The organism is Nocardia brasiliensis NBRC 14402 (assembly GCF_000308475.2).
GTDB lineage: Bacteria > Actinomycetota > Actinomycetes > Mycobacteriales > Mycobacteriaceae > Nocardia > Nocardia brasiliensis.
Genome location: NZ_BAFT02000095.1, coordinates 17,345 through 39,405 on the forward strand (window position 1 = coordinate 17,345; position 22,061 = coordinate 39,405).

At 68.4% G+C, this 22,061-nt stretch carries 18 protein-coding genes and 1 pseudogene; 13 read left to right on the top strand and 6 right to left on the bottom strand.

Annotated elements, in window-relative coordinates:
- Positions 1 to 24 precede the first annotated feature (24 nt).
- The 6 genes and pseudogenes from TY25_RS32125 to TY25_RS32150 all read left to right on the top strand — a co-directional run bounded on the left by TY25_RS32125 (position 25) and on the right by TY25_RS32150 (position 7,861).
- Positions 25 to 1,707 (top strand): ABC transporter family substrate-binding protein, encoded by a 1,683-nt coding sequence (locus TY25_RS32125; protein ID WP_042262530.1) that lies wholly within the window; start codon positions 25 to 27, stop codon positions 1,705 to 1,707.
- Entirely contained in the window at positions 1,704 to 2,360 is a 657-nt protein-coding gene (locus TY25_RS32130) for a hypothetical protein (RefSeq protein WP_052383337.1), read from the top strand. The genes TY25_RS32125 and TY25_RS32130 overlap by 4 nt, the downstream gene beginning before the upstream one ends.
- Before the next feature lie 536 nt (positions 2,361 to 2,896).
- Positions 2,897 to 3,652 (top strand): FadR/GntR family transcriptional regulator, encoded by a 756-nt coding sequence (locus tag TY25_RS32135; RefSeq protein ID WP_042262531.1) that lies wholly within the window; start codon positions 2,897 to 2,899, stop codon positions 3,650 to 3,652.
- A gap of 23 nt (positions 3,653 to 3,675) precedes the next feature.
- Positions 3,676 to 4,410 (top strand): sterol desaturase family protein, encoded by a 735-nt coding sequence (locus tag TY25_RS32140; protein ID WP_226887102.1) that lies wholly within the window; start codon positions 3,676 to 3,678, stop codon positions 4,408 to 4,410.
- 243 nt (positions 4,411 to 4,653) lie between these two features.
- On the top strand, positions 4,654 to 5,577 hold the full coding sequence (locus TY25_RS32145; RefSeq protein WP_042262538.1) for a DUF8832 domain-containing protein: 924 nt from the start codon (positions 4,654 to 4,656) through the stop codon (positions 5,575 to 5,577).
- A gap of 41 nt (positions 5,578 to 5,618) precedes the next feature.
- Positions 5,619 to 7,861: pseudogene (locus TY25_RS32150) on the top strand (heavy metal translocating P-type ATPase).
- A 304-nt stretch (positions 7,862 to 8,165) separates the two neighbouring features.
- Here TY25_RS32150 and TY25_RS32155 read toward each other — a convergent pair.
- Positions 8,166 to 8,909 carry a lysophospholipid acyltransferase family protein gene (locus TY25_RS32155; RefSeq protein WP_042262541.1) on the bottom strand — a complete coding sequence of 248 codons (744 nt, stop codon included), beginning with the start codon at positions 8,907 to 8,909 and terminating at the stop codon, positions 8,166 to 8,168.
- Between the two features lie 16 nt (positions 8,910 to 8,925).
- Positions 8,926 to 9,672: a lysophospholipid acyltransferase family protein gene (locus TY25_RS32160; protein WP_042262543.1), complete on the bottom strand. Its 747-nt coding sequence runs from the start codon at positions 9,670 to 9,672 to the stop codon at positions 8,926 to 8,928.
- Positions 9,673 to 9,891: 219 nt separating this feature from the next.
- Between TY25_RS32160 and TY25_RS32165 the strand changes: the two genes are divergently transcribed.
- The 5 genes from TY25_RS32165 (at position 9,892) to TY25_RS32185 (ending at position 14,993) form a co-directional block, all read left to right on the top strand.
- Positions 9,892 to 10,686 (top strand): hypothetical protein, encoded by a 795-nt coding sequence (locus TY25_RS32165; protein ID WP_226887103.1) that lies wholly within the window; start codon positions 9,892 to 9,894, stop codon positions 10,684 to 10,686.
- A 109-nt stretch (positions 10,687 to 10,795) separates the two neighbouring features.
- Positions 10,796 to 12,331, top strand: coding sequence for a Rieske 2Fe-2S domain-containing protein (locus TY25_RS32170; RefSeq protein WP_042262587.1), 1,536 nt, complete (start codon positions 10,796 to 10,798; stop codon positions 12,329 to 12,331).
- Positions 12,332 to 12,393: 62 nt separating this feature from the next.
- Entirely contained in the window at positions 12,394 to 13,227 is an 834-nt protein-coding gene (locus tag TY25_RS32175; RefSeq protein WP_042262546.1) for an LLM class flavin-dependent oxidoreductase, read from the top strand.
- Positions 13,224 to 13,991 (top strand): class I SAM-dependent methyltransferase, encoded by a 768-nt coding sequence (locus TY25_RS32180; RefSeq protein ID WP_042262547.1) that lies wholly within the window; start codon positions 13,224 to 13,226, stop codon positions 13,989 to 13,991. The genes TY25_RS32175 and TY25_RS32180 overlap by 4 nt, the downstream gene beginning before the upstream one ends.
- Before the next feature lie 45 nt (positions 13,992 to 14,036).
- On the top strand, positions 14,037 to 14,993 hold the full coding sequence (locus TY25_RS32185; protein WP_226887105.1) for a DMT family transporter: 957 nt from the start codon (positions 14,037 to 14,039) through the stop codon (positions 14,991 to 14,993).
- Positions 14,994 to 15,194: 201 nt separating this feature from the next.
- Here the strand turns inward: TY25_RS32185 and TY25_RS32190 are convergent, their stop codons facing one another.
- Positions 15,195 to 16,445, bottom strand: a complete 1,251-nt coding sequence (locus TY25_RS32190; protein WP_042262554.1) for an oxygenase MpaB family protein — start codon at positions 16,443 to 16,445, stop codon at positions 15,195 to 15,197.
- A 106-nt stretch (positions 16,446 to 16,551) separates the two neighbouring features.
- Between TY25_RS32190 and TY25_RS32195 the strand changes: the two genes are divergently transcribed.
- Positions 16,552 to 17,199, top strand: a complete 648-nt coding sequence (locus TY25_RS32195; RefSeq protein ID WP_042262555.1) for a TetR/AcrR family transcriptional regulator — start codon at positions 16,552 to 16,554, stop codon at positions 17,197 to 17,199.
- A gap of 28 nt (positions 17,200 to 17,227) precedes the next feature.
- On the opposite strand, the gene TY25_RS32200 is transcribed toward TY25_RS32195, so the two are convergent.
- Positions 17,228 to 17,722 carry a nitroreductase family deazaflavin-dependent oxidoreductase gene (locus TY25_RS32200; protein ID WP_052383339.1) on the bottom strand — a complete coding sequence of 165 codons (495 nt, stop codon included), beginning with the start codon at positions 17,720 to 17,722 and terminating at the stop codon, positions 17,228 to 17,230.
- An 89-nt stretch (positions 17,723 to 17,811) separates the two neighbouring features.
- Between TY25_RS32200 and TY25_RS32205 the strand changes: the two genes are divergently transcribed.
- Positions 17,812 to 18,408, top strand: coding sequence for a TetR/AcrR family transcriptional regulator (locus TY25_RS32205; protein ID WP_042262556.1), 597 nt, complete (start codon positions 17,812 to 17,814; stop codon positions 18,406 to 18,408).
- Here TY25_RS32205 and TY25_RS32210 read toward each other — a convergent pair.
- Both TY25_RS32210 and TY25_RS32215 read right to left on the bottom strand, forming a co-directional pair.
- Positions 18,398 to 19,795, bottom strand: coding sequence for an MFS transporter (locus TY25_RS32210; RefSeq protein WP_042262559.1), 1,398 nt, complete (start codon positions 19,793 to 19,795; stop codon positions 18,398 to 18,400). The genes TY25_RS32205 and TY25_RS32210 overlap by 11 nt on opposite strands.
- Positions 19,796 to 20,039: 244 nt before the next feature.
- Complete coding sequence (locus TY25_RS32215; RefSeq protein ID WP_226887106.1) at positions 20,040 to 21,830, bottom strand: putative bifunctional diguanylate cyclase/phosphodiesterase; 1,791 nt, start codon at positions 21,828 to 21,830, stop codon at positions 20,040 to 20,042.
- Between the last annotated feature and the right edge of the window lie 231 nt (positions 21,831 to 22,061).

Below are 22,061 nucleotides of genomic sequence, written 5' to 3' on the forward strand. Positions count from 1 at the left end.
CACGCCTGCGGGAAGGAGCGAAACATGCGGGTTCGTTCATGGACAACGCGATTGGCGATTCCGCTGGTCGCCATCGGTTTGATCGCGGCAGGCTGCAGTTCCGACGACACCAGTGCGCCGGCCGGCTCTTCCGACGCGCTCGGCACCACCAACGACATCAACCCCAAGGATGTCAGCGAGCTGCGCGACGGCGGCAACCTGCGCTTGGCGCTCAGCTCGCTGCCGCAGAACTGGAACGGGCTGAACAACGACGGCAACGACGCCGACACCGCCGCGCTACTTCGGCCGACCATGCCCCGCGCGTTCAAAACCGATGCGGCGGCCAATCTTTCGGTGAACACCGACTACTTCACCGATATCCAGCTGACCAGCACCGAGCCGAAACAGGTGGTGACCTACACCATCAACCCGAAGGCGGTCTGGTCCGACGGCACCCCGATCACCTGGGAAGACATTCAGTCGCAAGCACGCGCGATGAGCGGTGCCGACAAGTCGTTCCTGATCGCGACCACGGCCGGCTTCGACCGGGTGGAGAAGGTCGAGCGCGGCGTCGACGACAAACAGGCGGTCATCACCTTCGCGAAGCATTACGCCGACTGGCGTGGGCAATTCGCGGGCACTACGTTCCTGTTCCCCAAGTCGGTCACCGCGACGCCGGAAGCCTTCAACAAGGGTCTGCTGCAGGACCCGGGACCGAGCGCGGGACCGTTCATCGTGCAGTCCGTGGACCGGTCGCAGAACCGAGTGGTGCTGGGACACAACCCGAAATGGTGGGGCGACAAGCCGAAGCTCGACACCATCACCTTCAGCGTGCTCGACAACTCGGCGCAGTTGCCCGCCTTGCAGAACAACGAGATCGACGCCGTCGGCATCGCCAGCCGGGACGAGCGCAAGACCGCCGAGAACACCCCCGGCATCGTGGTGCGTCGCGCGCCCGGTAACCAGTGGTCGCATCTGACCTTCAACGGCGCGCCCGGCTCCATCCTCGCCGACGCCAAACTGCGCGTGGCCATTTCGAAGGCCATCGACCGGCAGGCGATCGCGACCGCCATCCAGAACGGCCTGGTCGAGAATCCGCAGCCGTTGAACAACCACGTCTACATGCGCGGCCAGGAGGGCTACCAGGACAACAGCCTCCCGTTCGATCCGGCCGCCGCGGCAAAGGAATTGGACGAGCTCGGCTGGAAGCTCAATGGCGACGTCCGCGAAAAGGACGGCCGCAAGCTGGAAATCCGCGACGTCATGTACAACCAGGACGTCTGGGTCCAGCTGGCGCAGATCATCCAGCAGAACCTCGCGCAGGTCGGCGTCAAGCTGAACATCGAGACCAAGCCGGGCAACGGCCTGTTCACCGATGTGATCATCCCGGGCAATTTCGATGTCGGCCAGTGGAGTTGGGTGGGCGACCCGTTCCCGCTCAGCAGCCTGTCGCAGATCTGGGCCTACAACCCGGACGATGTGCAGGGCAACTACGGACGCATCGGCTCGCCGGAACTGAACGCCCTGATCGAACAGACCGTCTCGGAACTCGATCCGAAGAAGGCCATCGAGCTCGCGAATCAGGTCGACCGCAAGGTCTTCGAGGAAGGGCACTCGCTGCCGCTCACCCAGTCCCCCGGCAACATCGCCGTCCGCGACAACCTCGCGAACTTCGGTGCGGCCGGGCTCGCGACCTACGACTACACGAAAATCGGTTTCTTGAAGTGACTTTCGGATCAGGCCAGCCCCTGGCCTATCCGATCGGTGTGACGATCGGCGCCCTGGCGGTTTGCTTCGCCTGGGCGCCGTTCGGCAATCCGGACCAGGTGGCGGCGCTTGCCACGGTGGTGCTCGGGATCGTCGGGTATTCCGGCTACCGGATCGGGGTCGCGCGTGGGCTTTTCGCCTTCTGGCCGGGGGGAACCGCACGCGAGGTCGGTGTTTCGCGGATCCGTCAGCAGTATCGGCTGGTCAGCCGGTCCTGGTTGGAGATCAGTGGAACCGGCAGGCCGCGTTGGCTTCCCGTCTACTTCGATCCGGCCCTGTTGACGCTCACCGAAGGCCGCGCCGAACTCACCGACCGCACCATTCACCTCGCGGGTCTCCGCCTCTATCCCTCGGGCCGCATCCGCGCCACCGAACCCCCGGGCCGCCTCGTGGACAACCCGTCCCGCCCCGACCCCGCTGTCCCGGCCCACACCGCCACCCGCCTGCGCCGCCGCCTGCTCTTCGACGCCCAACCCACCGTCGCCGCCCCCTTCGCCGCCCTCCTCTGGATCTATATAGACGGCGGCGACCTCCTCACCTTCTTCGCCGCCACCACCGTCGCCGCAGCCGCCGCCCTCTGGCTGGCCGCCATCCGCGGCTCCGACCCCAGCTGAAACCGCGACGAACTCGCACCACTCCTGCATTGCCGCACGCGCCCAGTTTTGTGTCCCTGCCGCGGGCGTTGCATGGGATATGCCGAGCGCGTCGCCTGCCGTCCCGGCTGTAGGCGCACGCCAGGCGCGCGGCGTGTCGGCCCAGCGTGGTCGTCGGCCCGTGGTGCCGCTCTCGAGATTGGCCCGGAGGCAGCGGCTTTCGAGTGGGTGTTGTTGCGGCTCGGTGGGTTCACAGACTGTCCATACCGTTCACAGGCCTTAAAAGTCCTGTGAACTGTACGAACGCTCTGTGATCCCGCCATCTGTCGCTTGGTACATAGTGCGGCCCGGGTTCTGGGCGGACGCACCCCTTTGGTGTTCCCGCACCGGCTCTGGCCTGCGTAAACGGGTGCGCGAGGTCGGGGAGGGCGCGGGAGTTGTTATCCGCTGGCCATGCTGCGCGACTGCGGCATTTCGTGGACGGTGTTCGCGCTTGCTGGTGCGCGAATTGGTCTGACCACTTGACCTCCTTACCTTTGCGGGTGCAGAGTGGGGGTATGGCGTTGCAACCTGTGGTCAAGCGGTCGGTATCGGGGGATGTCTTCGAGCAGATCGTGGCGGATGTGCTGAGTGGGGAGTTGGCGCCGGGGGCGACGCTGCCGAGTGAGCGGCAATTGGCCGAAGCGCTGGGGGTGTCACGGCCGGCGGTGCGCGAGGCGTTGCAGCGGCTGGCGGCGGCCGGCCTGGTTTCGGTGCGGCAAGGGGATGCGACGACCGTGCTGGACTATCGGCGCGGCGCCGGACTCGAAGTGCTACCCCGGCTGCTGGTGCAGGCCGGCGAATTGGATCCCGCCGTAGCACGCAGCATCCTGGAAGCACGCCTGCACAACGGCCCCAAAGTCGCCGAACTCGCCGCCGCCCGCGCCCACACCGAACCCGACGCCGCCGGAACAGCCACCACCGCGGACACAAGCCTCGCGCCCTTCGACGCATTGACTGCGAGTGTCGAAATGCTTGCGGTGGAAGAGGATGCGGTGGCCAGGCAGCGGTTGGCGTTGGATTTTTGGGATCACGTGGTGGATGCGGCGGATTCCATTGTGTTCCGGTTGATGTTCAACATGTTGCGGGCCGCTTATGAACCGGCGCTCGTGGCGCTGGCTCCGATCATGTCCGCCGAGGTGGGCAATGTCGGGGCGTACCGCGAACTGGCCGCCGCCATTGTGGCGGGCCGGCCGCAAGAGGCCGCCGAGATCGCTCGGGCGCTGCTCGAGCCGGCGACCACCGCTCTGATCGAGGTCCTCGGCGGCCGCTGATCACGCTTCATCGAGGAAGTACCATGACGAAACCCGCAGCTGGGAAACAGGATTCAGCAGTCGGACGCGATCCGGTGGAGGCGAGCGCGCGCGAGCGCGCGCGCAAGGACGAACGGTCGCTGCGCCGGGGGCTCACGCTCGGGGCGGCGGCACGCGAGTTCCTCCGCCATCCGTCGCCGTGGCTCATCGGCGGCACGCTGATCGCGGCGCTGATCGGCCGCATCCTGGTCGGCGACTGGCAGGTGACCGACGCGATGGTGCCCGCGGTGATGCTGGCGGTGTTCCCGGCTTTCGAGTGGATCGTGCACGTCACCGTCTTGCATTGGCGGCCGCGCCAGCTCGGCCCGATCGCGATCGACAGCGAGCTGGCGCGCAAACACCGCGAGCACCATGTGGATCCGCGCGATATTCCGCTGATCTTCATCCCGACCAAGACTCTCTCGGTGCTGGTGGTCGTTCTGATCGCGTTGGCGCTGTTCGCGTTTCCGCGCCTCGGGCTCGGCCTGACCTTCCTATTGACGATCACGGTGCTGGGGCTCGGCTACGAGTGGACCCACTACCTGATCCACACCGACTACAAGCCGAAAGGCGCGCTCTACCGGGCGGTTTGGCGTAATCATCGGCACCACCACTACAAGAACGAGCACTACTGGTTCACCGTCACCACCTCCGGCACCGCGGATCGCCTCTTCGGCACCCACCCCGACCCCGCGACCACCGAAACCTCCCCCACCGCCCGCAACCTACACGCCACGTAGGTCCCGCCCCCAGTTCCCCTCGACGGACCAGACCGCCGCGCAGCGCTGCGCGGCGGTCTTTCTCGTTGTGTGACGTGGCGCATGCGGGGATCCGCCGTCACGGGCTTGACTTAGTACCCTAGGGGGGTATGGTAATCATCGAGAGCGAGCCGACAGCAGGAGGACCGATGAGCACCGTGACCCTTCCCGGACCGAGCCGCCGTCGCCACTGCCGCACCGCCTGACCCGGAAACGGAGCATCCGATGAACATGTCCACCAAGTTCGCCGGCTTCGCCCTGGGCCTGGCCGCCGTCTTCGGGATCGCACTCGCGACCGGCGCGGCATTCGGCCCCGACGACGACGCCGCTGATTCGACACACGAGGCCGGGCCCGCGCCCGCCGACCAAGCACCTGGAGGAATGATGAGCACCGAAAGCGGATACACGCTGCGGCTCGATACCCCGATCACCACTGCGGCGCAATCGGTTCCGCTGCGGTTCCGCATCCTGACCCAGGACGGCACGCCGCTCACCCGCTACACCCGCGCACACGACAAAGACCTGCACCTGATCGTGGTCCGCCGCGACCTGGCCGGTTTCCAGCACGTGCACCCGGTGCTCGGCGCGGACGGCACCTGGAGCGTCCCGCTGAACCTGACCCGCGCGGGCGACTACCGGGTCTTCACCGATTTCACCCCGGCAGGCGGCGCGAACCTGACCCTCGGCACCGACCTGCGCGTCGCGGGCGCCTACGACCCGCAGCCGCTGCCCGCACCCGCGCCCACCAGCACGGTCGACGGTTACGCCGTCACGCTCGACGGCACGGTCGCGCCCGGCCAGGCCTCGAAGGTCACGCTGACGGTCCGCAAAGACGGTAAGCCCGTCACCGACCTGCAGCCCTACCTCGGCGCCTACGGCCACCTGGTCGCGCTGCGCAGCACCGACCTCGGCTACCTGCACGTGCATCCGGACGGCGCACCCGGCGACGGCGTCACCCCGGCCGGACCGGGTATCACGTTCTACGTGACCGCACCGACCGCGGGCGATTACCGGCTGTTCCTGGACTTCCAGCACGACGGCGTGGTCCGCACCGCGGAATTCACGCTGACCGTCGCGCCGGGCGCCGCCGCCCCCGCCCCCGCGACCGACGGCCACGGCACCCACGCCACCGCCGGCCACGGCCACTGACCTGCCGATCCACCACTGCGCCGCAGAGAATGGAGCACACAATGACCACCGCGACGCAACCACCCGGCACCGGGCAGGTCGAACTGGTGATCGGTGGCATGACCTGCGCATCCTGCGCCAACCGCATCGAGAAGAAGCTGAACAAGCTCGACGGTGTCACGGCGACGGTGAACTACGCGACCGAGAAGGCGCGGGTCGACGTCACCGGCGATGTGTCGCCAGCCGAGCTGATCGCCACGGTCGAGCAGGCCGGGTACAGCGCGACCCTGCCCACCCCGCCCCCACGGAAACCGCTGCTGTGGAAGCAGATCCGACCGCCGCATTGCGGACCAGGCTGCTGGTCTCGCTGGTGCTCACCGTGCCGGTGATCGCGATGGCGATGATCCCCGCCTTGCAGTTCACCAACTGGCAGTGGCTCTCGCTCACCCTCGCCGCACCGGTCGTGGTGTGGGGCGCGCTGCCCTTCCACCGGGCGGCGTGGGCCAACCTGCGCCACGGCACGGCGACCATGGACACGCTGGTGTCGATGGGCACCCTCGCTGCCTTCGGCTGGTCGCTGTACGCGCTGTTCTGGGGTACCGCCGGGACGGCGGGCATGACGCACCCGTTCGAGTTCACCATCTCCCGAATGGACGGTTCGGGCAGCATCTACCTGGAAGCCGCGGCGGGCGTCACCACCTTCATCCTGGCCGGACGCTACTTCGAGGCCCGTTCCAAACGACAGGCCGGCGCCGCGCTGCGCGCGCTGCTCGAACTCGGCGCCAAAGAGGTCTCGGTGCTTCGCGACGCGACGGAGCAGCGAATTCCGGTGGAGCAGTTGGCCGTCGGCGATCGCTTCGTGGTCCGGCCGGGCGAGAAGATCGCCACGGACGGTGTGGTGCTGGAGGGCTCCTCCGCGGTCGACGCCTCGATGCTGACCGGTGAGTCGGTGCCGGTCGAGGTGGGCCCCGAGGACACTGTGGTCGGCGCGACGGTGAACGTCGGCGGGCGAATCGTGGTGCGCGCCACCCGCATCGGCTCGGACACCCAGCTGGCGCAGATGGCGAAACTGGTCGAGGACGCGCAGACCGGCAAGGCGCAGGCGCAACGACTGGCCGACCGGATCTCCGGGATCTTCGTGCCGATCGTGCTGGCGCTGGCGGTCGCGACGCTCGGATTCTGGCTCGGCACCGGCGGTTCCGTCGCGGCGGCGTTCACCGCGGCGGTGGCGGTGCTGATCATCGCGTGCCCGTGCGCGCTCGGGCTGGCCACGCCGACGGCGTTGCTGGTGGGCACCGGTCGCGGCGCGCAGCTCGGCATCCTGATCAAGGGACCCGAGGTGCTCGAGTCGACCAAGCGCGTGGACACCATCGTGCTGGACAAGACCGGAACCGTCACCACCGGCCGGATGACCTTGCTCGACGTGGTCGCGGCCGACGGCGAAGACGCCGACGAGGTGCTCGCACTCGCCGGGGCGCTGGAGGATTCGTCCGAGCACCCGATCGCGCAGGCTATCGCCAAGGGCGCCAGGGAACGTGGCGAACTGGCCGCGGTCGAGGGCTTCGAGAACATCGAAGGGCTCGGTGTGCAGGGCGTGGTCGACGGGCACGCGGTGATCGTCGGACGGGCCCGGCTGCTCGCGGACTGGTCCCAGCGGTTGGGTGCCGATCTGGAACAGGCCATGCAGGAGGCCGAGACGGACGGTAAGACCGCGGTCGCGGTGGGCTGGGACGGCAGGGCACGCGGCGTGCTGGTCGTCGCCGACGCCGTGAAACCGACCTCGGCCGAGGCGATTTCGCAACTGCGTGCGCTCGGCCTGACCCCGATCATGCTGACCGGCGACAACAAGGCGGCCGCCGCCGCGATCGCCGCCCAGGTCGGGATCGACGAGGTGATCGCGGAGGTACTGCCGCAGGACAAAGTCGACACCGTCAAGCGATTGCAGGCCGAAGGCAAGGTGGTCGCGATGGTCGGTGACGGCGTGAACGACGCCGCGGCCCTGGCGCAGGCCGATCTGGGCCTGGCCATGGGCACCGGCACCGATGTCGCGATCGAGGCGAGCGACCTGACCCTCGTCCGAGGCGACCTGCGCGCCGCCGCCGACGCGATCCGGTTGTCCCGCAGGACCCTCGGCACCATCAAGGGCAACCTGTTCTGGGCCTTCGCCTACAACGTGGCAGCGATCCCGCTGGCCATGGCCGGGCTGCTGAACCCGATGCTGGCCGGTGCGGCGATGGCGTTCTCGTCGGTGTTCGTCGTCAGCAACAGCCTGCGGCTGCGCGGATTCCGTTCCACCGCAGCGTGATACCCGGATGGGACGGCACCCAGAACGTGCCGTCCCGTCCGGCTTTTCCGGGGGCTACTGCAGGATCCCGCTGTTTCCCAATACCATCGCGGCACTTCCGGTGGCCCATGCCGCAGCGGCACTTCCCGTCGCGGCCAGCAGCGAGAGCAGAATCATGAGGTCGACCTTCCGTAGAGCGCTGTTCGTACCCGAAAAGTACTGTCGCGCAACGGCTCTCTACAACGATCAGGGTCGAACTCTCGGCAACCTCCCGTCCAGCTGCCAGCCAACTCACAGGACCGAGCGGTCGACAACCGCTGTGGGACTAGTGGTCGCGGGCGGTGCGGCGGCGGGCGAGTTCTTCCTGTTCGAGGATGGCGGCCTGGTCGAGGGTGGGGGCGGTGCCGCCCAGGCGGGCTGGGACCCAGCGGGCGCCGGGCTCCATCGGATAGTCGTGCTGGGCCTGGGTGAGCAGGGTGGACATCGCGGTGCGCAGGGTGGCGGTGAGGGTGTCGGCGGGTTCGGCGGCGGGGATGGGCGTGCCGACCCGGATGTTGATCGGAAAGTTGTGGCGGCCCAGCTTTTTCGGGATGTCCTTGGTCCACACCCGGTGGGCGCCCCAGATCACCACCGGGACGATCGGCACGTCCGCCTCGATCGCCATGCGCGCGGCCCCGGACTTGAATTCCTTCAACTCGAAGCTGCGGCTGATGGTGGCCTCGGGATAGACCACGACCAGTTCGCCGTCGCGCAGCGCCTGCACCGCGCGGCCGTAGGATTCGGCGCCCGCGGTGCGGTCCACGCCGATGGCCTTGCAGTGCTTCATCAGAAAGCCGACGATGCCGTGTTCCAGCTCGGCCTTCATCATGTATCGGACGTTGCGGCCGGACTTGCGGCCGACCAGCCCTACCTCCATGAAGTCCAGGTACGCGGTGTGGTTCACGGCGAGCACGGCACCGCCGGTCCGCGGGATGCGCTCCTGTCCGGCGATATCGATCCGCAGGCCCTGCACCAGGAATATGGTGCGGACCAGGCCGGTGAGTAGGTCGTAAACCGGTTCCCGCGCCATCCGAAACTCTCCGCTGCTACGAGGCCGACTTCTTGCGTGCGGCCTTTTCCGCGGCCTCGGCGGCGTCGAGCGCGTCGGCCTCTTCCAGGGTAGGAGCGCTACCGCCGAGCCGGGCCGGGACCCAGTACGCGCCCGGCTCGTGCACGTAGTCCTTTTGCAGGTCGAGCAGCATTTCCTGCATGGTCGCACGCAGTTTCGCGGTCAGTTCCGCGGCGGGCTCGAACGGCGCGATGGGCGCGCCGACCGCGATGGAGATCGGGGTGTTGGTGCGACCCAGACGCTTCGGGAAGCCCTTGGTCCACACCCGCTGCGCGCCCCAGATGACGATCGGGATGATCGGCACGTCCGCCTCCAGCGCCATCCGCGCGGCACCGGATTTGAACTCCTTGATCTCGAAGCTGCGGCTGATCGTCGCCTCCGGATAGACCCCGACGAGTTCACCACGTTGCAGGTACTCGACCGCGGCCTTGTAGGAGTCGGCCCCCGCGCCCCGGTCCACCGGAATGTGCTTGAGCGCGCGCATGATCGGGCCGGAGATCTTGTCGTCGAAGACCTCTTTCTTGGCCATGAACCGGATGTAGCGCTTGGGCGTGCGCACCGGCAGCCCCGCGTAGGTGAAGTCCATATAGCCGGTGTGGTTGACCGCGAGCACGGCACCACCCTGCGCGGGGATATGTTCATCGCCCTTGACGGTGAACTTCAGCCCCTCGACGAAGAAGACGGTTCGGGCCAGGCCGATGATCGTGCGGTAGACGGGTTCCACAATTCCGCTAGCGTAGTCGCAGACTGTCCCATCCGGCAGTGCGCCATCACGATGTGGGCCGCACCCGGTTTGGCACAGACCCCGAACGGCCCGCCGCCGGAGGCAGAGAAGAGGATCGTCGAAGTGGACAGCGCCCTACCGAAACTGTGTGGACGCGAACAAGAATCAGCGCGGAAGGCAGGGCGGGCGGCCCGCCGTGCCGCGCTCGGCGGATTAGCCGTGACCAGCGCCTTCGCCATCGTGGGCTGTGACTCCACGGTCGGCATCCCGCAGGACGACGCGCCGAGCGCGGTCGCCGCGGTCAGCACCCCGGCCGCCGCGGTACCGACCACTGCGCCGACGACGACCACCCCGGCGGTGGTCGTCCCCACCTCGGGCACGGTGCGCGAACTCCCGCAAGCCGTGCAGCGCTGGGCCGACGACCTGCCGACCAGCACCGTCGATCAGCTGAAGGCCAAGTGCTGGACGATCGCGCCGCGCAATGTCGCCGACATGTACGGCAACGAACAGGCCATTCTGGCCGCGCTCGCGCAGCCGGGCACCGCGACCCCGGACGGCGTCACCTGGCAGAACCGGAGCACCACGGTCACCGTCGAACGCGCCGCACTGGACACCGATTACGCCTGCCCGCGGGTGGCCACCGGGGGCGCGGAGATCGAGTACAACGACGCCGACGCCAGGCACACCGTGCGGCGCTACCTGGCCCGATTCGTCGGCAAGCCGCTGGATCCGGCGGACGAGGACGGCACCTATCCGCTGGTGTGCAAGGCCACGCCCGCGGCCTGGGATCCCAGCGGCACCGGTAAGCCGGTCGCCGCACCGCTGGCGAACAACCCGGGCAAACTCACCGGGGCGACCGAGTTCGCGGATCAGGAGATCAGCTCCAAGGCGCTCCGCGGGGACTACCTCGCCGTCGACGTGCCCGTGACGAATTCGTCCGGTGTGACCCAGACACGTACCTTCACGGTGCTGGCGGGACCGCAGGGCTACTGCATCGGCGACGTTTCGTCGTAGCGCGCGCACCGCCGTGGTCGCGCGCCGCGGGACCACGGCGGCCGCCGACCGGGCCGCTCGGCGCAGCCATTACCCTGGATGGCTGGCAACGCTTCAGGAGGAGCAGCTCGTGCAGATCACCAGCGTCGGACACGCCGGATTCCACATCCGCACCGCGGCCGGGTCGATCCTTTGCGATCCGTGGGTCAATCCGGCCTACTTCGGTTCGTGGTTCCCGTTCCCCGACAACACCCAGCTGGACTGGGACGAGCTGGGCAACTGCGATTTCCTCTACGTCTCGCATCTGCACCGCGACCACTTCGACGCGAAGAACCTGGCCGAGCACGTCAACAAGGACGCGACCGTGCTGCTGCCGGACTACCCGGTGCCGGATCTGAAGCGCGAGCTGGAGAAGTTGGGCTTCACCAAGTTCTTCGAGACCGAGGATTCGGTCAAGCACACGGTCACCGGTCCGGGCGGCGATATCGACATCATGATCATCGCGCTGCGCGCGCCCGCCGACGGCCCGATCGGCGACTCCGGACTGGTCGTCTCCGACGGCGAGACCACCTGTTTCAACATGAACGACGCCCGCCCCGTGGACATGGACGTGCTGCACGACGCGTTCGGGCACATCGATATCCATCTGCTGCAGTACTCGGGCGCGATCTGGTATCCGATGGTCTACGACATCCCGAACCGCACCAAGGCGAACTTCGGCAAGCAGAAGCGTCAGCGCGGCATGGATCGCTGCCGCAGCTACATCGAGCAGGTCGGCGCGACCTGGGTGGTGCCGTCGGCCGGTCCGCCGGTGTTCCTCGACGACGAACTGCGCTACCTGAACGACGACCGCGGCGACGAGGGCAACATCTTTCCGGACCAGATGGTGTTCCTGGAGCAGATGCGCATCCACGGTAACGAGGGCGGGATCCTGATGATCCCCGGTTCGGTCGCCGACGTGCGCGGGCGCGAGCTCGAGCTCACCCATCCGTTCGAGCCGGGCCTGATCTACGACAACAAGGCCGAGTACATCGAGCTTATGGCGCAGCGCCTCGCGCCGGTGCTGGCGGCCGAAAAGGCTTCCTGGGCAACCAATGACGCGCCGCTGCTGGAGCCGTTGCGCGCACTGTTCGAGCCCATCATGGCGCAGAGCGATCTGATCTGCGACGGCATCGGTTACCCCGTCGGGCTGGTGCTCGGCGACGAGACGGTGGTGCTGGACTTCCCCAAGCGGGTGGTGCGCGGGCCGATCGAGGGCGAAGGCAAGTACCGCTACGGTTTCCGCATCGCGCCGGACCTCGTGCGCACCGTGCTGCGGGACCGGGAACCCGACTGGGTGAACACCATCTTCCTGTCCACCCGCTTCCAGGCGTGGCGGATCGGCGGTTACAACGAATTCCTCTACACCTTCTTCAAATGCCTCACCGATGAGCGCATCGCCTACGCCGACGGCTGGTTCTCCGAGGCGCACGACGATTCCGCGTCCACCGAACTGGACGGCTGGGAAGTGCAGCGGCGTTGCCCGCACCTGAAGGCCGATCTCTCGAAATTCGGTGTGGTAGAAGGCAATACCCTCACCTGTAATCTGCACGGCTGGCAATGGGACCTGGAATCGGGACGGTGCAAGACGTCCAAGGGGCACGAATTGCGTTCGCGCAAGCTCTGACCGCCGGCCTGCCCGGAAAACTACTGCTTTCAGGGCCGACGTCCCCGGTCTAGCGTTGCGTCATGCACGACGTCTTCCGGTCCGCCCTCTGGCTGCCGCTGTTCGACGAACTCGCGGACCCGGTCGCGGTCGCGCGGCTGGCCGCCGAGGCCGAGGAAGCCGGTTGGCACGGTGTGTTCGTGTGGGACCATCTGCGCTGGCAGGCGCCGGTCCAGCAGGCGGCCGACCCGTGGATCACCCTGGCCGCGATCGCCACCGCCACCGAACGCCTCCGGTTCGGACCGATGGTCACCCCGCTCGCCCGCCGCCGCCCGGCGAAGGTCGCCAAGGAGACCGCGACGCTGGACCAGCTCGGCGGCGGTCGTCTCACGCTGGGCGTCGGCCTCGGCAGTAATCGGTTCGGCGACGAATTGCGCGCTACCGGCGAGGAACTCGACGATCGGCGGCGCGCGCAGCTGCTAGACGAGTCGCTGGCGATTCTCGCCGCGGCCTGGTCGGGCGAGCCGGTGCGGCACCACGGAGAGCACTACACGGTCGACGACGTCTCGTTCCTGCCAAGGCCGGTGCAGCGGCCCGGCGTGCCGGTGTGGGCCGCGGGATTCCCCGGGAAGGTCGCGCCGCTGCGACGTGCCGCCCGGCTCGACGGATTCTTCCCGGTCAACCTCGAGCATCCGGATCAGGTCGCCGAGATCGTCGGCACGCTCACCGGTCTGCGTGCCGAACCCGCGACGCCGTACGACATCGCGGTCGCGCTCCCGGCCGGCACCGATTCGGCACCCTATGCCGCGGCGGGCGCCACGTGGTGGCTGGCGGAATTCGAGCCGGACACAGTGACACTCGACCAGGTGCGGGGTGTCCTGCGCGACGGGCCGGTCGATTCGGAACGAGGTCGATGATGCCGGAGTTGTTCGACTACGACGCGGAATTGCGGCGGCACAACGAACACTTCCGTGCCGCCACCCGCGTCGGCGCGGGCGAGCTCGTGCTCGACATCGGTTGCGGGACAGGACAGTCCACGCGGGAAGCCGCGCGCGTCGCCGAGCGCGTGCTGGGTGTCGATCTCTCCGCGCCGATGCTCGAACAAGCCCGACGGATCAGCGCCGAACAGGGCTGCACCAACGTCACCTACCAACTGGCCGACGCCCAGGTACATCCCTTTCCTGCTGCGCATTTCGACCTGTGCATCAGCAGATTCGGCACGATGTTCTTCCCCGACCCGGTCGCCGCGTTCACCAATATCGGGCGGGCCCTGCGTCCCGGCGCGCGGATGGTGCTGCTCGTCTGGCAGCAGCGTGCGCGCAACGAGTGGGCCACCGCGATCCGCGAATCCCTCACCAGCACACCGGCTCCGCCCGGCGGTCCGGACGCGTTCTCCCTCGCCGATCCGACCGTCACCGAAGGTATCCTGCAGGCCGCCGGCTGCACCGACCTCACCTTCACCGACGTGCACGAACCCGTCTACTACGGCCCGGACACCACCACCGCCCTGGAGACGGTGCTCCGCCTGCGGGAAGTCGAAGACGTGCTCGCCGCCCTCGACCCCGCCGCCGCCGAACAGGCCCGCGCCCGCCTGCGCACCACCCTCGCCGCCCACCACACCGAAACCGGCGTCTACTTCGACTCCCGCGCCTGGATCGTGACAGCTCGCCGCAGTCGCTGAGGGCAGGAAGTCCGGTTGACCTGCCGCGCAGGTAGCGTGCCAGGGGTGACGGCACGGGTGCGGGTGGGGTTGGGCTGTGCGTTTTGTATCGGTGCGGGGGTGGCGGTGCAGGGGCGGATCAATGGGGCGCTGGGGGCGCGGTTGCAGGACGGGGTGGCGGCCGCGGTGATCAGCTTCGGTTCGGGATTGCTGGTTTTGGGGGCGGTGTTCGTGCTGAGTGGGCGGATGCGAGGCGGGTTGGGGCGGGTGCGGGAGGCGGTGGTGGCGGGCCGGTTGCCGGTGTGGCAATTGCTGGGTGGGTTTTGCGGGGCGTTCTTCGTCGCGTGTCAGGGGCTCACCGTCGCGGCGATCGGGGTCACCGCGTTCACCGTGGCCGCGGTCGCGGGACAACTCCTGAGCAGCCTGGTGGTCGATCGGCTCGGCTTGGCGCCGAGCGGGCGCACCGCCATCACACCGCTGCGCTTCGGGGCGGCGGCGCTCGGCATAGTCGCGGTGCTGCTCGCGGGGCTCGGCCGGGCCGCGACGCCGGGTGGCGCGCTCGCGGTGCCGGAATCGTTGCGGGGTGCACCGATCGTGCTGCTGATCGTTCTGCCCGCGCTGGCCGGAATCGGCCTGGCGTGGCAGCAAGCGGTAAACGGGCGGGTCGGCGAAGTCGGCGGCCCGTGGTCGGCGACGGCGGTCAACTTCGGTGTCGGGCTCGTCGCGCTGGTCTGCATCGAGGGCGCGATCCTGCTCGGTTCCGGCCTGCCCGCCGAATTTCCCACGCAGCCTTGGCTTTACCTCGGCGGGGTGATCGGCATCGCCTTCATCGCGCTGGCCGCCGTCACCGTCCGGTGGATCGGCGTGCTCCTTCTCGGCCTCACCTCGGTGGCAGGTCAACTCCTGGCGTCCGTCGCCCTGGATGTCGTAACGCCCACTGCGGCAGGACTTTCCGTCACCGCAGTGGTCGGCGGCGGCCTCACCTTGCTGGCCGTCGGCATCGCCGCCCGCGGGCAACCGTAAGGCTCACTGACGACGCCGGAGTGGTACGCGACGGCCCCCGCAGGTTCTCGTCCCACCTCTGTGACGTCGCCGAAGTCCGCCCCGTCGCAGTTCATCCTGCCGGTAAACCCGTCGATGGGCCGGCACTGCACACCGCTGTGGCCGCTGCCGGGCGCGACATTCGGCGCGTGGCAAGGCAGCACGTGACCGTCGGCGCGATCCCTATCCCGCGCGGAGTGCGGGGCGGGCGTAGGTGTCGTGGCGGGCGTAGGTGCGGTCGCCACCGTTGCGGGCGATGGAACCGCGGACCAGGCGGGTGCGGACGCGCGCGCCGAGGTTTTCGCTGAAGCGGGTAGCGCCGGGCAGGATTCGGCGGGGCACCTCCAGCGCGCCGTTCACGACGGCGGTCGCCAGCACCGCGCTCTGGAAGAAGCGGCTGTCCGGGAGGCCGAGGAAATCGGCGTTGCTGCGGCCGAGGATGATCCGGCTGTAGGCCACCATGTAGCTGGTCAGCACGGCACGGACCGCCCGGCGCGGCGCGGTGGTGTTGTCGATGAACAGGCCGCCCGCCGCGGGAATCAACGCTTGGGCCAGGCGCTGGGAATCGGCGTCGGGGATGAATTCGGTGTCGGCGAGAATCCAGAACGCGCGCCAGGTATCGGTCTCACAGGTCGGCAGGATTTCCTGATCGATACCGAGCAGGAACCCGACGTAGCGCCACAGCTGGAAGACCGCGTCCTTCTCCTTGGGCGAGAAACGCAGGCCGAGCGCTTGCGCGCCAACCAGATTCGCCATCGAGAACAGGCCGAGGGTGCCGACGGTGAGCACCTGGTTGACCGGGTGATCCCAGGCGTCGTAGTCCCAGTCGGGCCTGCGATTCATGCCCGCCCGCACCAGCGCGTGCATCAACCGGACCCGCAGCACGCTCTTGTAGCCGACGGCGTTGCGCGCCAGCCCGCCCGGCGTCGTCACGTCCAGCCACCACTGGGTGGTTTCGGCGAGCCGGCGCGGCGCCATCGCATCGAGGTCGCCGGTGCCGACGAGGGTCTTGTCCGCGCGGGACGCGAGATAGCCACCCATCAGGGCGAACATGCCCATCGCGATGCCACCCCAGACGCTGGTGCGCCCGACCACCCGGGCCCCGCGGTCGATCTTGTCCCGGTCCAGCCAGTAGGGGTCCGCTTCCACCTGCGCGAAGAAGGCGGCCAGTTCGGCGGGCGCGTCCGGCACCGCGTCGATACCGCGCTCCACCGCGATCTCGAACATGCGGCGCCCTTCACCGACTGGCAGCCGTTTGAACAGCGCGACCACGTCGTCCGCGAGCGGGTCACCGACCTGCGCGAAGCGACGGAACGAATCACGTTGGGCGGCGGTGCAGCTCAGATCGCCGGGCGCCAGCACCGGCACCGCGTATTTGAACGGGAACTCTGTGAACAACTGCGGCGTCGGCAGCTTCTGGTTGTCATGCGCCATTGCACTTCACCCGTCGGATCGAGGTTCGGCTCGGGGTCGAGCACATTCTGACAAGACCGTCCCACAAAATCGAATATCTGGCAAGGATGTATGCCAGAATGGTGCCGTGGCTACCACCTCGCGGTCCTACGGCGGCGTGCCCATCGAGCAACGGCGCGCGCGTCGTCGTGCGGCCCTGCTCGACGCCGCGCAAGAACTCATCGGCACCTCGGGCTTCGCCAAACTGACCGTCTCCGGGCTGTGCACGCAGGCCAAACTGTCCGAGCGGTACTACTACGAGAGCTTCACCGACCTCGACGTCGTGTTCAGCGAGCTGTTCGAGCGCATCGTCGACGAGATCGGTCAGGCCGTAATCGCCGCGTTCGTCACCACCCCGGCCGATATCCGCGCCAAGACCCGGGCCGCCATCGCCGCCGCCGTCGACCTGATCGCCGACAGTCCGCGTAAGGCGCGCATCGTCACGGTCGAAGCCCAGTTGAACCCCGCCTTGCTGCAGCGCCGTGCCGAGGTGATGCGTTCCTTCGCGGGCATCATGCTGGCGGTGTGCGCCGCCGAGGTCGGCGCGGAGATCGTCGAAAATGCCGGGGACCGGGCCGAATTCGCGGCCACGCACCTGCTCGGCGGCCTCTGGGAAACGACCAACAGCTGGCTGTCGGGCACCCTTCCCATCTCCCGCACCGACCTCATCGACCGCTCCACCGACCAATTCCTGCTCACCGCAGAGCATTTGATCGGCGCACCGCTCACGCAGTGAGGATTGTGCGCCGCCAGGCCGAACGGCGCTAACGGCCGGCGCGTTCCAGCAGAACGACCGGAATCTGCCGCCCGGAAGCGATCTCGAAGTCGGCGAACTTCGGCACGAGCGCTACCTGTTCGGCCCAGATCTGTGCCCGCTCAGCCCCTTCGGTGCGCCGGGCTACGGCGGACACCGTTTCCGAGCCCGCTTCGACGGCGACCTGCGGGGCGGCCATGAGGTTGCGATACCAGGCCGGGTGGTGCGGGCTGCCGCCGTGCGTGCCGAAGACCGCCCAGCTGTCGCCGACCGGCAGATAGAACAGCGGGCTGATTCGGACGCGTCCGGTCTTGGCGCCGGTGTGGTGGACCAGGATGAGCGGCATGCCGCGGCGGTCACCGAAGCCCGGGATCCGCGGGGGGACAGGGCGTCCCGCCGCGAATTCGGCCTCGCTACTCCACGCGGCGTACCCGCCGCTCGCCCGGACCTCGGCGATGATGCGGGCGTTCCAGTCGTTGATATCGGGGGTGGACTGATCGGACATGACATCTCACTTCACTATCCGGAGCATTTGCTCCGCTAAGCTAGCACGTACCGGAGCAGATGCTCCACATAAGGAGATATGCTGGCCGGATGGCAGCACCGGACAGCGTCAGCCGACGCCGCGCGCCCCGGGTGGACGCGATCCGTAACCGGGAGACGATCGTCGAGACGGCTTCGGCGGTACTGGCCGAACACGGCACGGCGGTGGACGTCCGCGAGATCGCCCGCCGCAGCGGGGTGGGCATGGGCACGCTCTACCGGCACTTCCCGAAAAAGGAAGACCTCGTGCACGCGGTGCTGCGCCGGGACTTCACCACGTGGGCGGAATCCGCGCGGCAAGCGGCCATCGACGCCACGGATCCCTGGACCGCCCTGACCGACTTCTACCAGCAGGCTCTCACCGGCTACGCCCGGCACCGCGCGATCGTGGAGAACTTCGCCCTCACGTGGACGGACCCCGACCTGGAGGGCATCGAGCAGCTTCGTCTCGTCATCGAGCAACTCCGCGCCCGGGGCACCGAGGTGCTGCGGCCCGGCGTGACCACCGATGATCTGCTGCTCCTGCTGGTTTCGCTGGGACACGCCGTCCAGATCACCGGCGAAGACAACCCGGACAGGTGGCATCGACTGCTGCGCATCTCCCTCGACGGGCTGCGGGCCGAACACCGGGAACCCCTCATTCCGTGAGTGCGGGCTTCGGCGGGAGCCAGGCGGGGGTGGCGAGGGCCATGGGCAGGAGGGTGGCGCCCAGGAGGGCGACGGTCACCGGGAGGGAGCACACGGTGGTGGCCAGGGCGGCGAAGGCGAAGACCGCGAGGGCGACGACCTCACCGAGCAGGCCGGAGACCGAGGTGACGGTGGCGCGGGCCGGTCCCTCGATGGCGTCCTGGAGCCGGGCCGCGGCGACGATACTCGCGTTGTACACGATGCCGTAGGACACCCCGATTGCGGTGAAACCAAGGCAGGCAAGCAGATACCCGACGCCCGGGTGGTGCTCGGCCAAGCCGGTGATCAAGGCACCGCCGACGAACAAGCACCCACCGGCACCGACGGCGCAGGCCATGGTGCGCGCCGACATCCCTTCGGTGCGCCCGGCCAGCAGCGAGCCGACCAACGAGCCGACGACCGTGAGACCCACCAGCAACGGCACCACCGCCGTGGTGACGCCGACCGCCTCGGCCAGCAACGCGAAATACTCGTCGAACGCCGTCACGCCGAACAGCAGCGCCCCGAGGAACACGCCGTTGCGCACCGCTCGCACCCGAACAGCCTCCCCCACACCGGTTTTCAACATCGCCAGGTAGCGCGCGAACGGGCTCGTGGCGTGGTCCACCAGCGCGCCGGCCTCGTTCGACGCCGCGCGGTGATCGTGCACCGCCGACGACGCTTCGCTCGGCCCGGCGGCGTAGGGCTTCGCCGTGTCGATCCAGCCGCGATCGTCGGCCGACGCGCGATCGGCCGCGTTCGAATTGACGTCCACCTGGCACGAAACCTCCTCGCCCGCCTCGTCTTCCAGTTCCTCGATGGCCGCGGCGGAGACGGATTTCGGGGCACTGGGGAGAGCAAAGGCGAGCAGGGTGTGCAAGGCGGCGAAAACTACGCTGGACCACCCGATCAGGGCATAGCCGCCCCAGAGGTAGAGCGGAGTGGCGGCGACGATGCCGATGACGATGGCGGTTTCGGACGCGGCACGGGTGTAGCCGAGCAGGCGCGGATAGGTCGACGGCGCGCCGCGCGCGACCAGGTCGTCGTACAGCAACGCTTCGAAGGTGCCGGACGCCAAAGCGCCTGCCGCGCCCCACAGTACGAATCCCGAGGCGAAGCCGAAGTAGGTCGGGACCAGGGTCCAGAGGGCGAAGCCGGCGGTCAGCAGGACACCGCTGAGGACGAGCAGCGCCCGGCGCGAGACGGTATCGGCCCACGCGCCGGAGGGCACCTCGAGCAGGAACGCGGTGACCGACCAGATCGCGAACAGTGACGAGATCTGCCCCGTGCTCAACCCGTGCTCGGCGAACAGCAGGGCGTACACCGCATAGAACGGAATCAGCTCACCGATGCCCTTGAAGAGCACCACGCGAACCGCGAGGGAACGAACTGTTCCGGCGCTACCCGTCAGCCGGGCCAGCACCGTCCGGACAGATCAACAGCCGTAAACGAGCAAACGCATGCCCCCCAGCATGCGCATCCGCTCAACCCAGGTCAACCGGATTATCCACACTCCGACGCGACGTAGACCCACCTGCTACGGACCTGGGCGTCCGCCGGGACCTGGAGTCGGTTCAGCCGGGGCCGATCTGCCGCGGCAACCCGACCGCGGCTCAACCGAGGGGCAACCAGCCATTGGCGGCGTGCATGGAATCCCCGTTGCCGAGTTCGCGATCATGCGTGCCGGGACCGACCCGCCCCTGGTTCTCGTTGAGGTCGCTGATCAGTTCGGCGACCGGATGCGAGTCGCTGTAGTGGTAGCCCTGGGCGAGCGCGAAGCCGAGTTCGGTGAGCACCGCGGCCTGGTACTCGGTTTCCACGCCTTCGGCGATGACCTGCAGATCGAGCGCACTGCTCAGCGCGGCGATCACGCCGAGCAGCGGCGGCGCAGGCGAATCGGAGCGGATCGCGGCGACGAAGGACTGGTCGACCTTGAGGATGTCGCTGGGCAGCGTGGCGAGCCGGCTGAGCGAGGAGTATCCGGTGCCGAAATCGTCGATGGCGATGCGCACGCCCCGCTCGCGCAGCGTGTGCAGGTTCGCGATGGCGGTCTGCGATTCGGCGGCGAGTTCGCTCTCGGTCACCTCGAGCACGAGCTGATGGGCGGGCCAGCCGGTAGCACCGAGGATGCCGGCGACCCGGTCGGCGTAGCCGGCTTCGGCCAGTTCGAGCCCGCTCACGTTGACGTTCAGTGTGAGGTCGAGTTGCGCGAAGGTGTCCTGCAACCGGGCGGCGTCGGCGCAGGCGCGGCGCAACACCAGCTCGTCCAGGTCGGAGATGAGGTCGTATTCCTCGGCGACGCGGATCAGTCCCTCGGTGGTGACGTCGGGTTGCGCGCTCGACGACCAGCGCAGCAACGCCTCGACGCCGACCGCTTTGCCGCCGCCCTCGGTGAGGCTGACGATCGGCTGGTAGTGCACGTCGAGGGCGCCGCGGTCGATCGCCTCGCGCAGTTCCACCGCGAGCGGCAGTTGCCGCGACGATTCGAGCACCGTCCGGTTGCGGCCCGCCTGCTTGGCCCGGTACAGACCGACATCCGCGCGACTGACCAGCAGCGAGCCGGATTCGCCCGGCTGCCAGGAGGTCACGCCCGCCGAGCACCCGGTGGTCACCGCGGCGCGCAGCTGCTCGGTGAGCAGGATGGCCGCCTGCTCGGTGGTGTTCGGCAACAGCAGCGCGAACGCGTCGCCGCCGTAGCGGGCCAGACGCTGTTCCGGCGCAAGCAGTTTCGACCAGGTGTCGGCGACGCGCTGGAGCACGGCGTCGCCCGCGCGGTGGCCGAGATGGTCGTTGATCTTCTGGAAACGGTCCAGGTCGACGAGCACGAGGGCCAGTCCCTGACCGGTGCGTGAAGCCTGCTCGATCGCGGAGTTGAGCGCCCGATCGAAACCGCGGCGGTTCAAAAGCCCGGTGAGCACGTCGATATCGGCTTCCGACGCCATCCGGGTGAGGATCCCGACGACGATGCCGACACCGAGCGTCACGCCCGCCGGGATGAGCCCGGACCACCACGGCAAACCCGGCTCGACGGGGCGCGCCGGCAGCACCCATAGACACAGGACCAGCGCGAAGGCGATGTGCGAGGCGGCATACGACCACGCGAAGAACAGCGCGGCGTCGCAGGCGATGAAGACGTAGAACGCGGCGAGACTGATGGCGCCGACGGTGTTCGGGAATGCGTAGACCGCAATCGTCACCAGCACGGTCGCGATCGCGACGTACATGTGGTGGATCGAGTGCGGCAGCCGCGGGCCCCAGGCGAGCAGGGTGAGCCCGAGCGTCAGCGCGATCGCCGCAGCCGTGCCCACCAACGGCCGATTACCCTCGTCGCCCGGGGCGATCGCAGTAATCAGCAGACCCAGCACACCGCCCATGACGTAGAACGCCCCGGTGGTCCGAGCCATGACCATAGCTGTCGCCAGCGCCGATGCCGCCCGCACCCGGGTTCGGGTATCGCCGCGCGCCCCGATTCCTCGCACGGGGAACAGCCTAGACACAACGAATCCCGACGGTTGCCACATCCCGTGAATCCGGCATGGCGAACAGGTAGCTATTCACGGAGACGAAACATATTCGGACCGTGCGCGGGGTTCCACAGCGGACCCGGCCGGTCCGGTCAAACCCGGTGTGCGCAG

What these genes read in the sequence shown, in the direction of transcription:
- TY25_RS32145 (WP_042262538.1), top strand. Translation starts at nt 4,654, where the DNA reads ATGAACATGTCCACCAAGTTCGCCGGCTTCGCCCTGGGCCTGGCCGCC.
- TY25_RS32140 (WP_226887102.1), top strand. Translation starts at nt 3,676, where the DNA reads ATGACGAAACCCGCAGCTGGGAAACAGGATTCAGCAGTCGGACGCGAT.
- TY25_RS32125 (WP_042262530.1), top strand. Translation starts at nt 25, where the DNA reads ATGCGGGTTCGTTCATGGACAACGCGATTGGCGATTCCGCTGGTCGCC.
- TY25_RS32135 (WP_042262531.1), top strand. Translation starts at nt 2,897, where the DNA reads ATGGCGTTGCAACCTGTGGTCAAGCGGTCGGTATCGGGGGATGTCTTC.
- TY25_RS32155 (WP_042262541.1), bottom strand. Translation starts at nt 8,909, where the DNA reads ATGGCGCGGGAACCGGTTTACGACCTACTCACCGGCCTGGTCCGCACC.
- TY25_RS32175 (WP_042262546.1), top strand. Translation starts at nt 12,394, where the DNA reads ATGCACGACGTCTTCCGGTCCGCCCTCTGGCTGCCGCTGTTCGACGAA.
- TY25_RS32205 (WP_042262556.1), top strand. Translation starts at nt 17,812, where the DNA reads ATGGCAGCACCGGACAGCGTCAGCCGACGCCGCGCGCCCCGGGTGGAC.
- TY25_RS32190 (WP_042262554.1), bottom strand. Translation starts at nt 16,445, where the DNA reads ATGGCGCATGACAACCAGAAGCTGCCGACGCCGCAGTTGTTCACAGAG.
- TY25_RS32215 (WP_226887106.1), bottom strand. Translation starts at nt 21,830, where the DNA reads ATGGCTCGGACCACCGGGGCGTTCTACGTCATGGGCGGTGTGCTGGGT.
- TY25_RS32180 (WP_042262547.1), top strand. Translation starts at nt 13,224, where the DNA reads ATGATGCCGGAGTTGTTCGACTACGACGCGGAATTGCGGCGGCACAAC.
- TY25_RS32200 (WP_052383339.1), bottom strand. Translation starts at nt 17,722, where the DNA reads ATGTCCGATCAGTCCACCCCCGATATCAACGACTGGAACGCCCGCATC.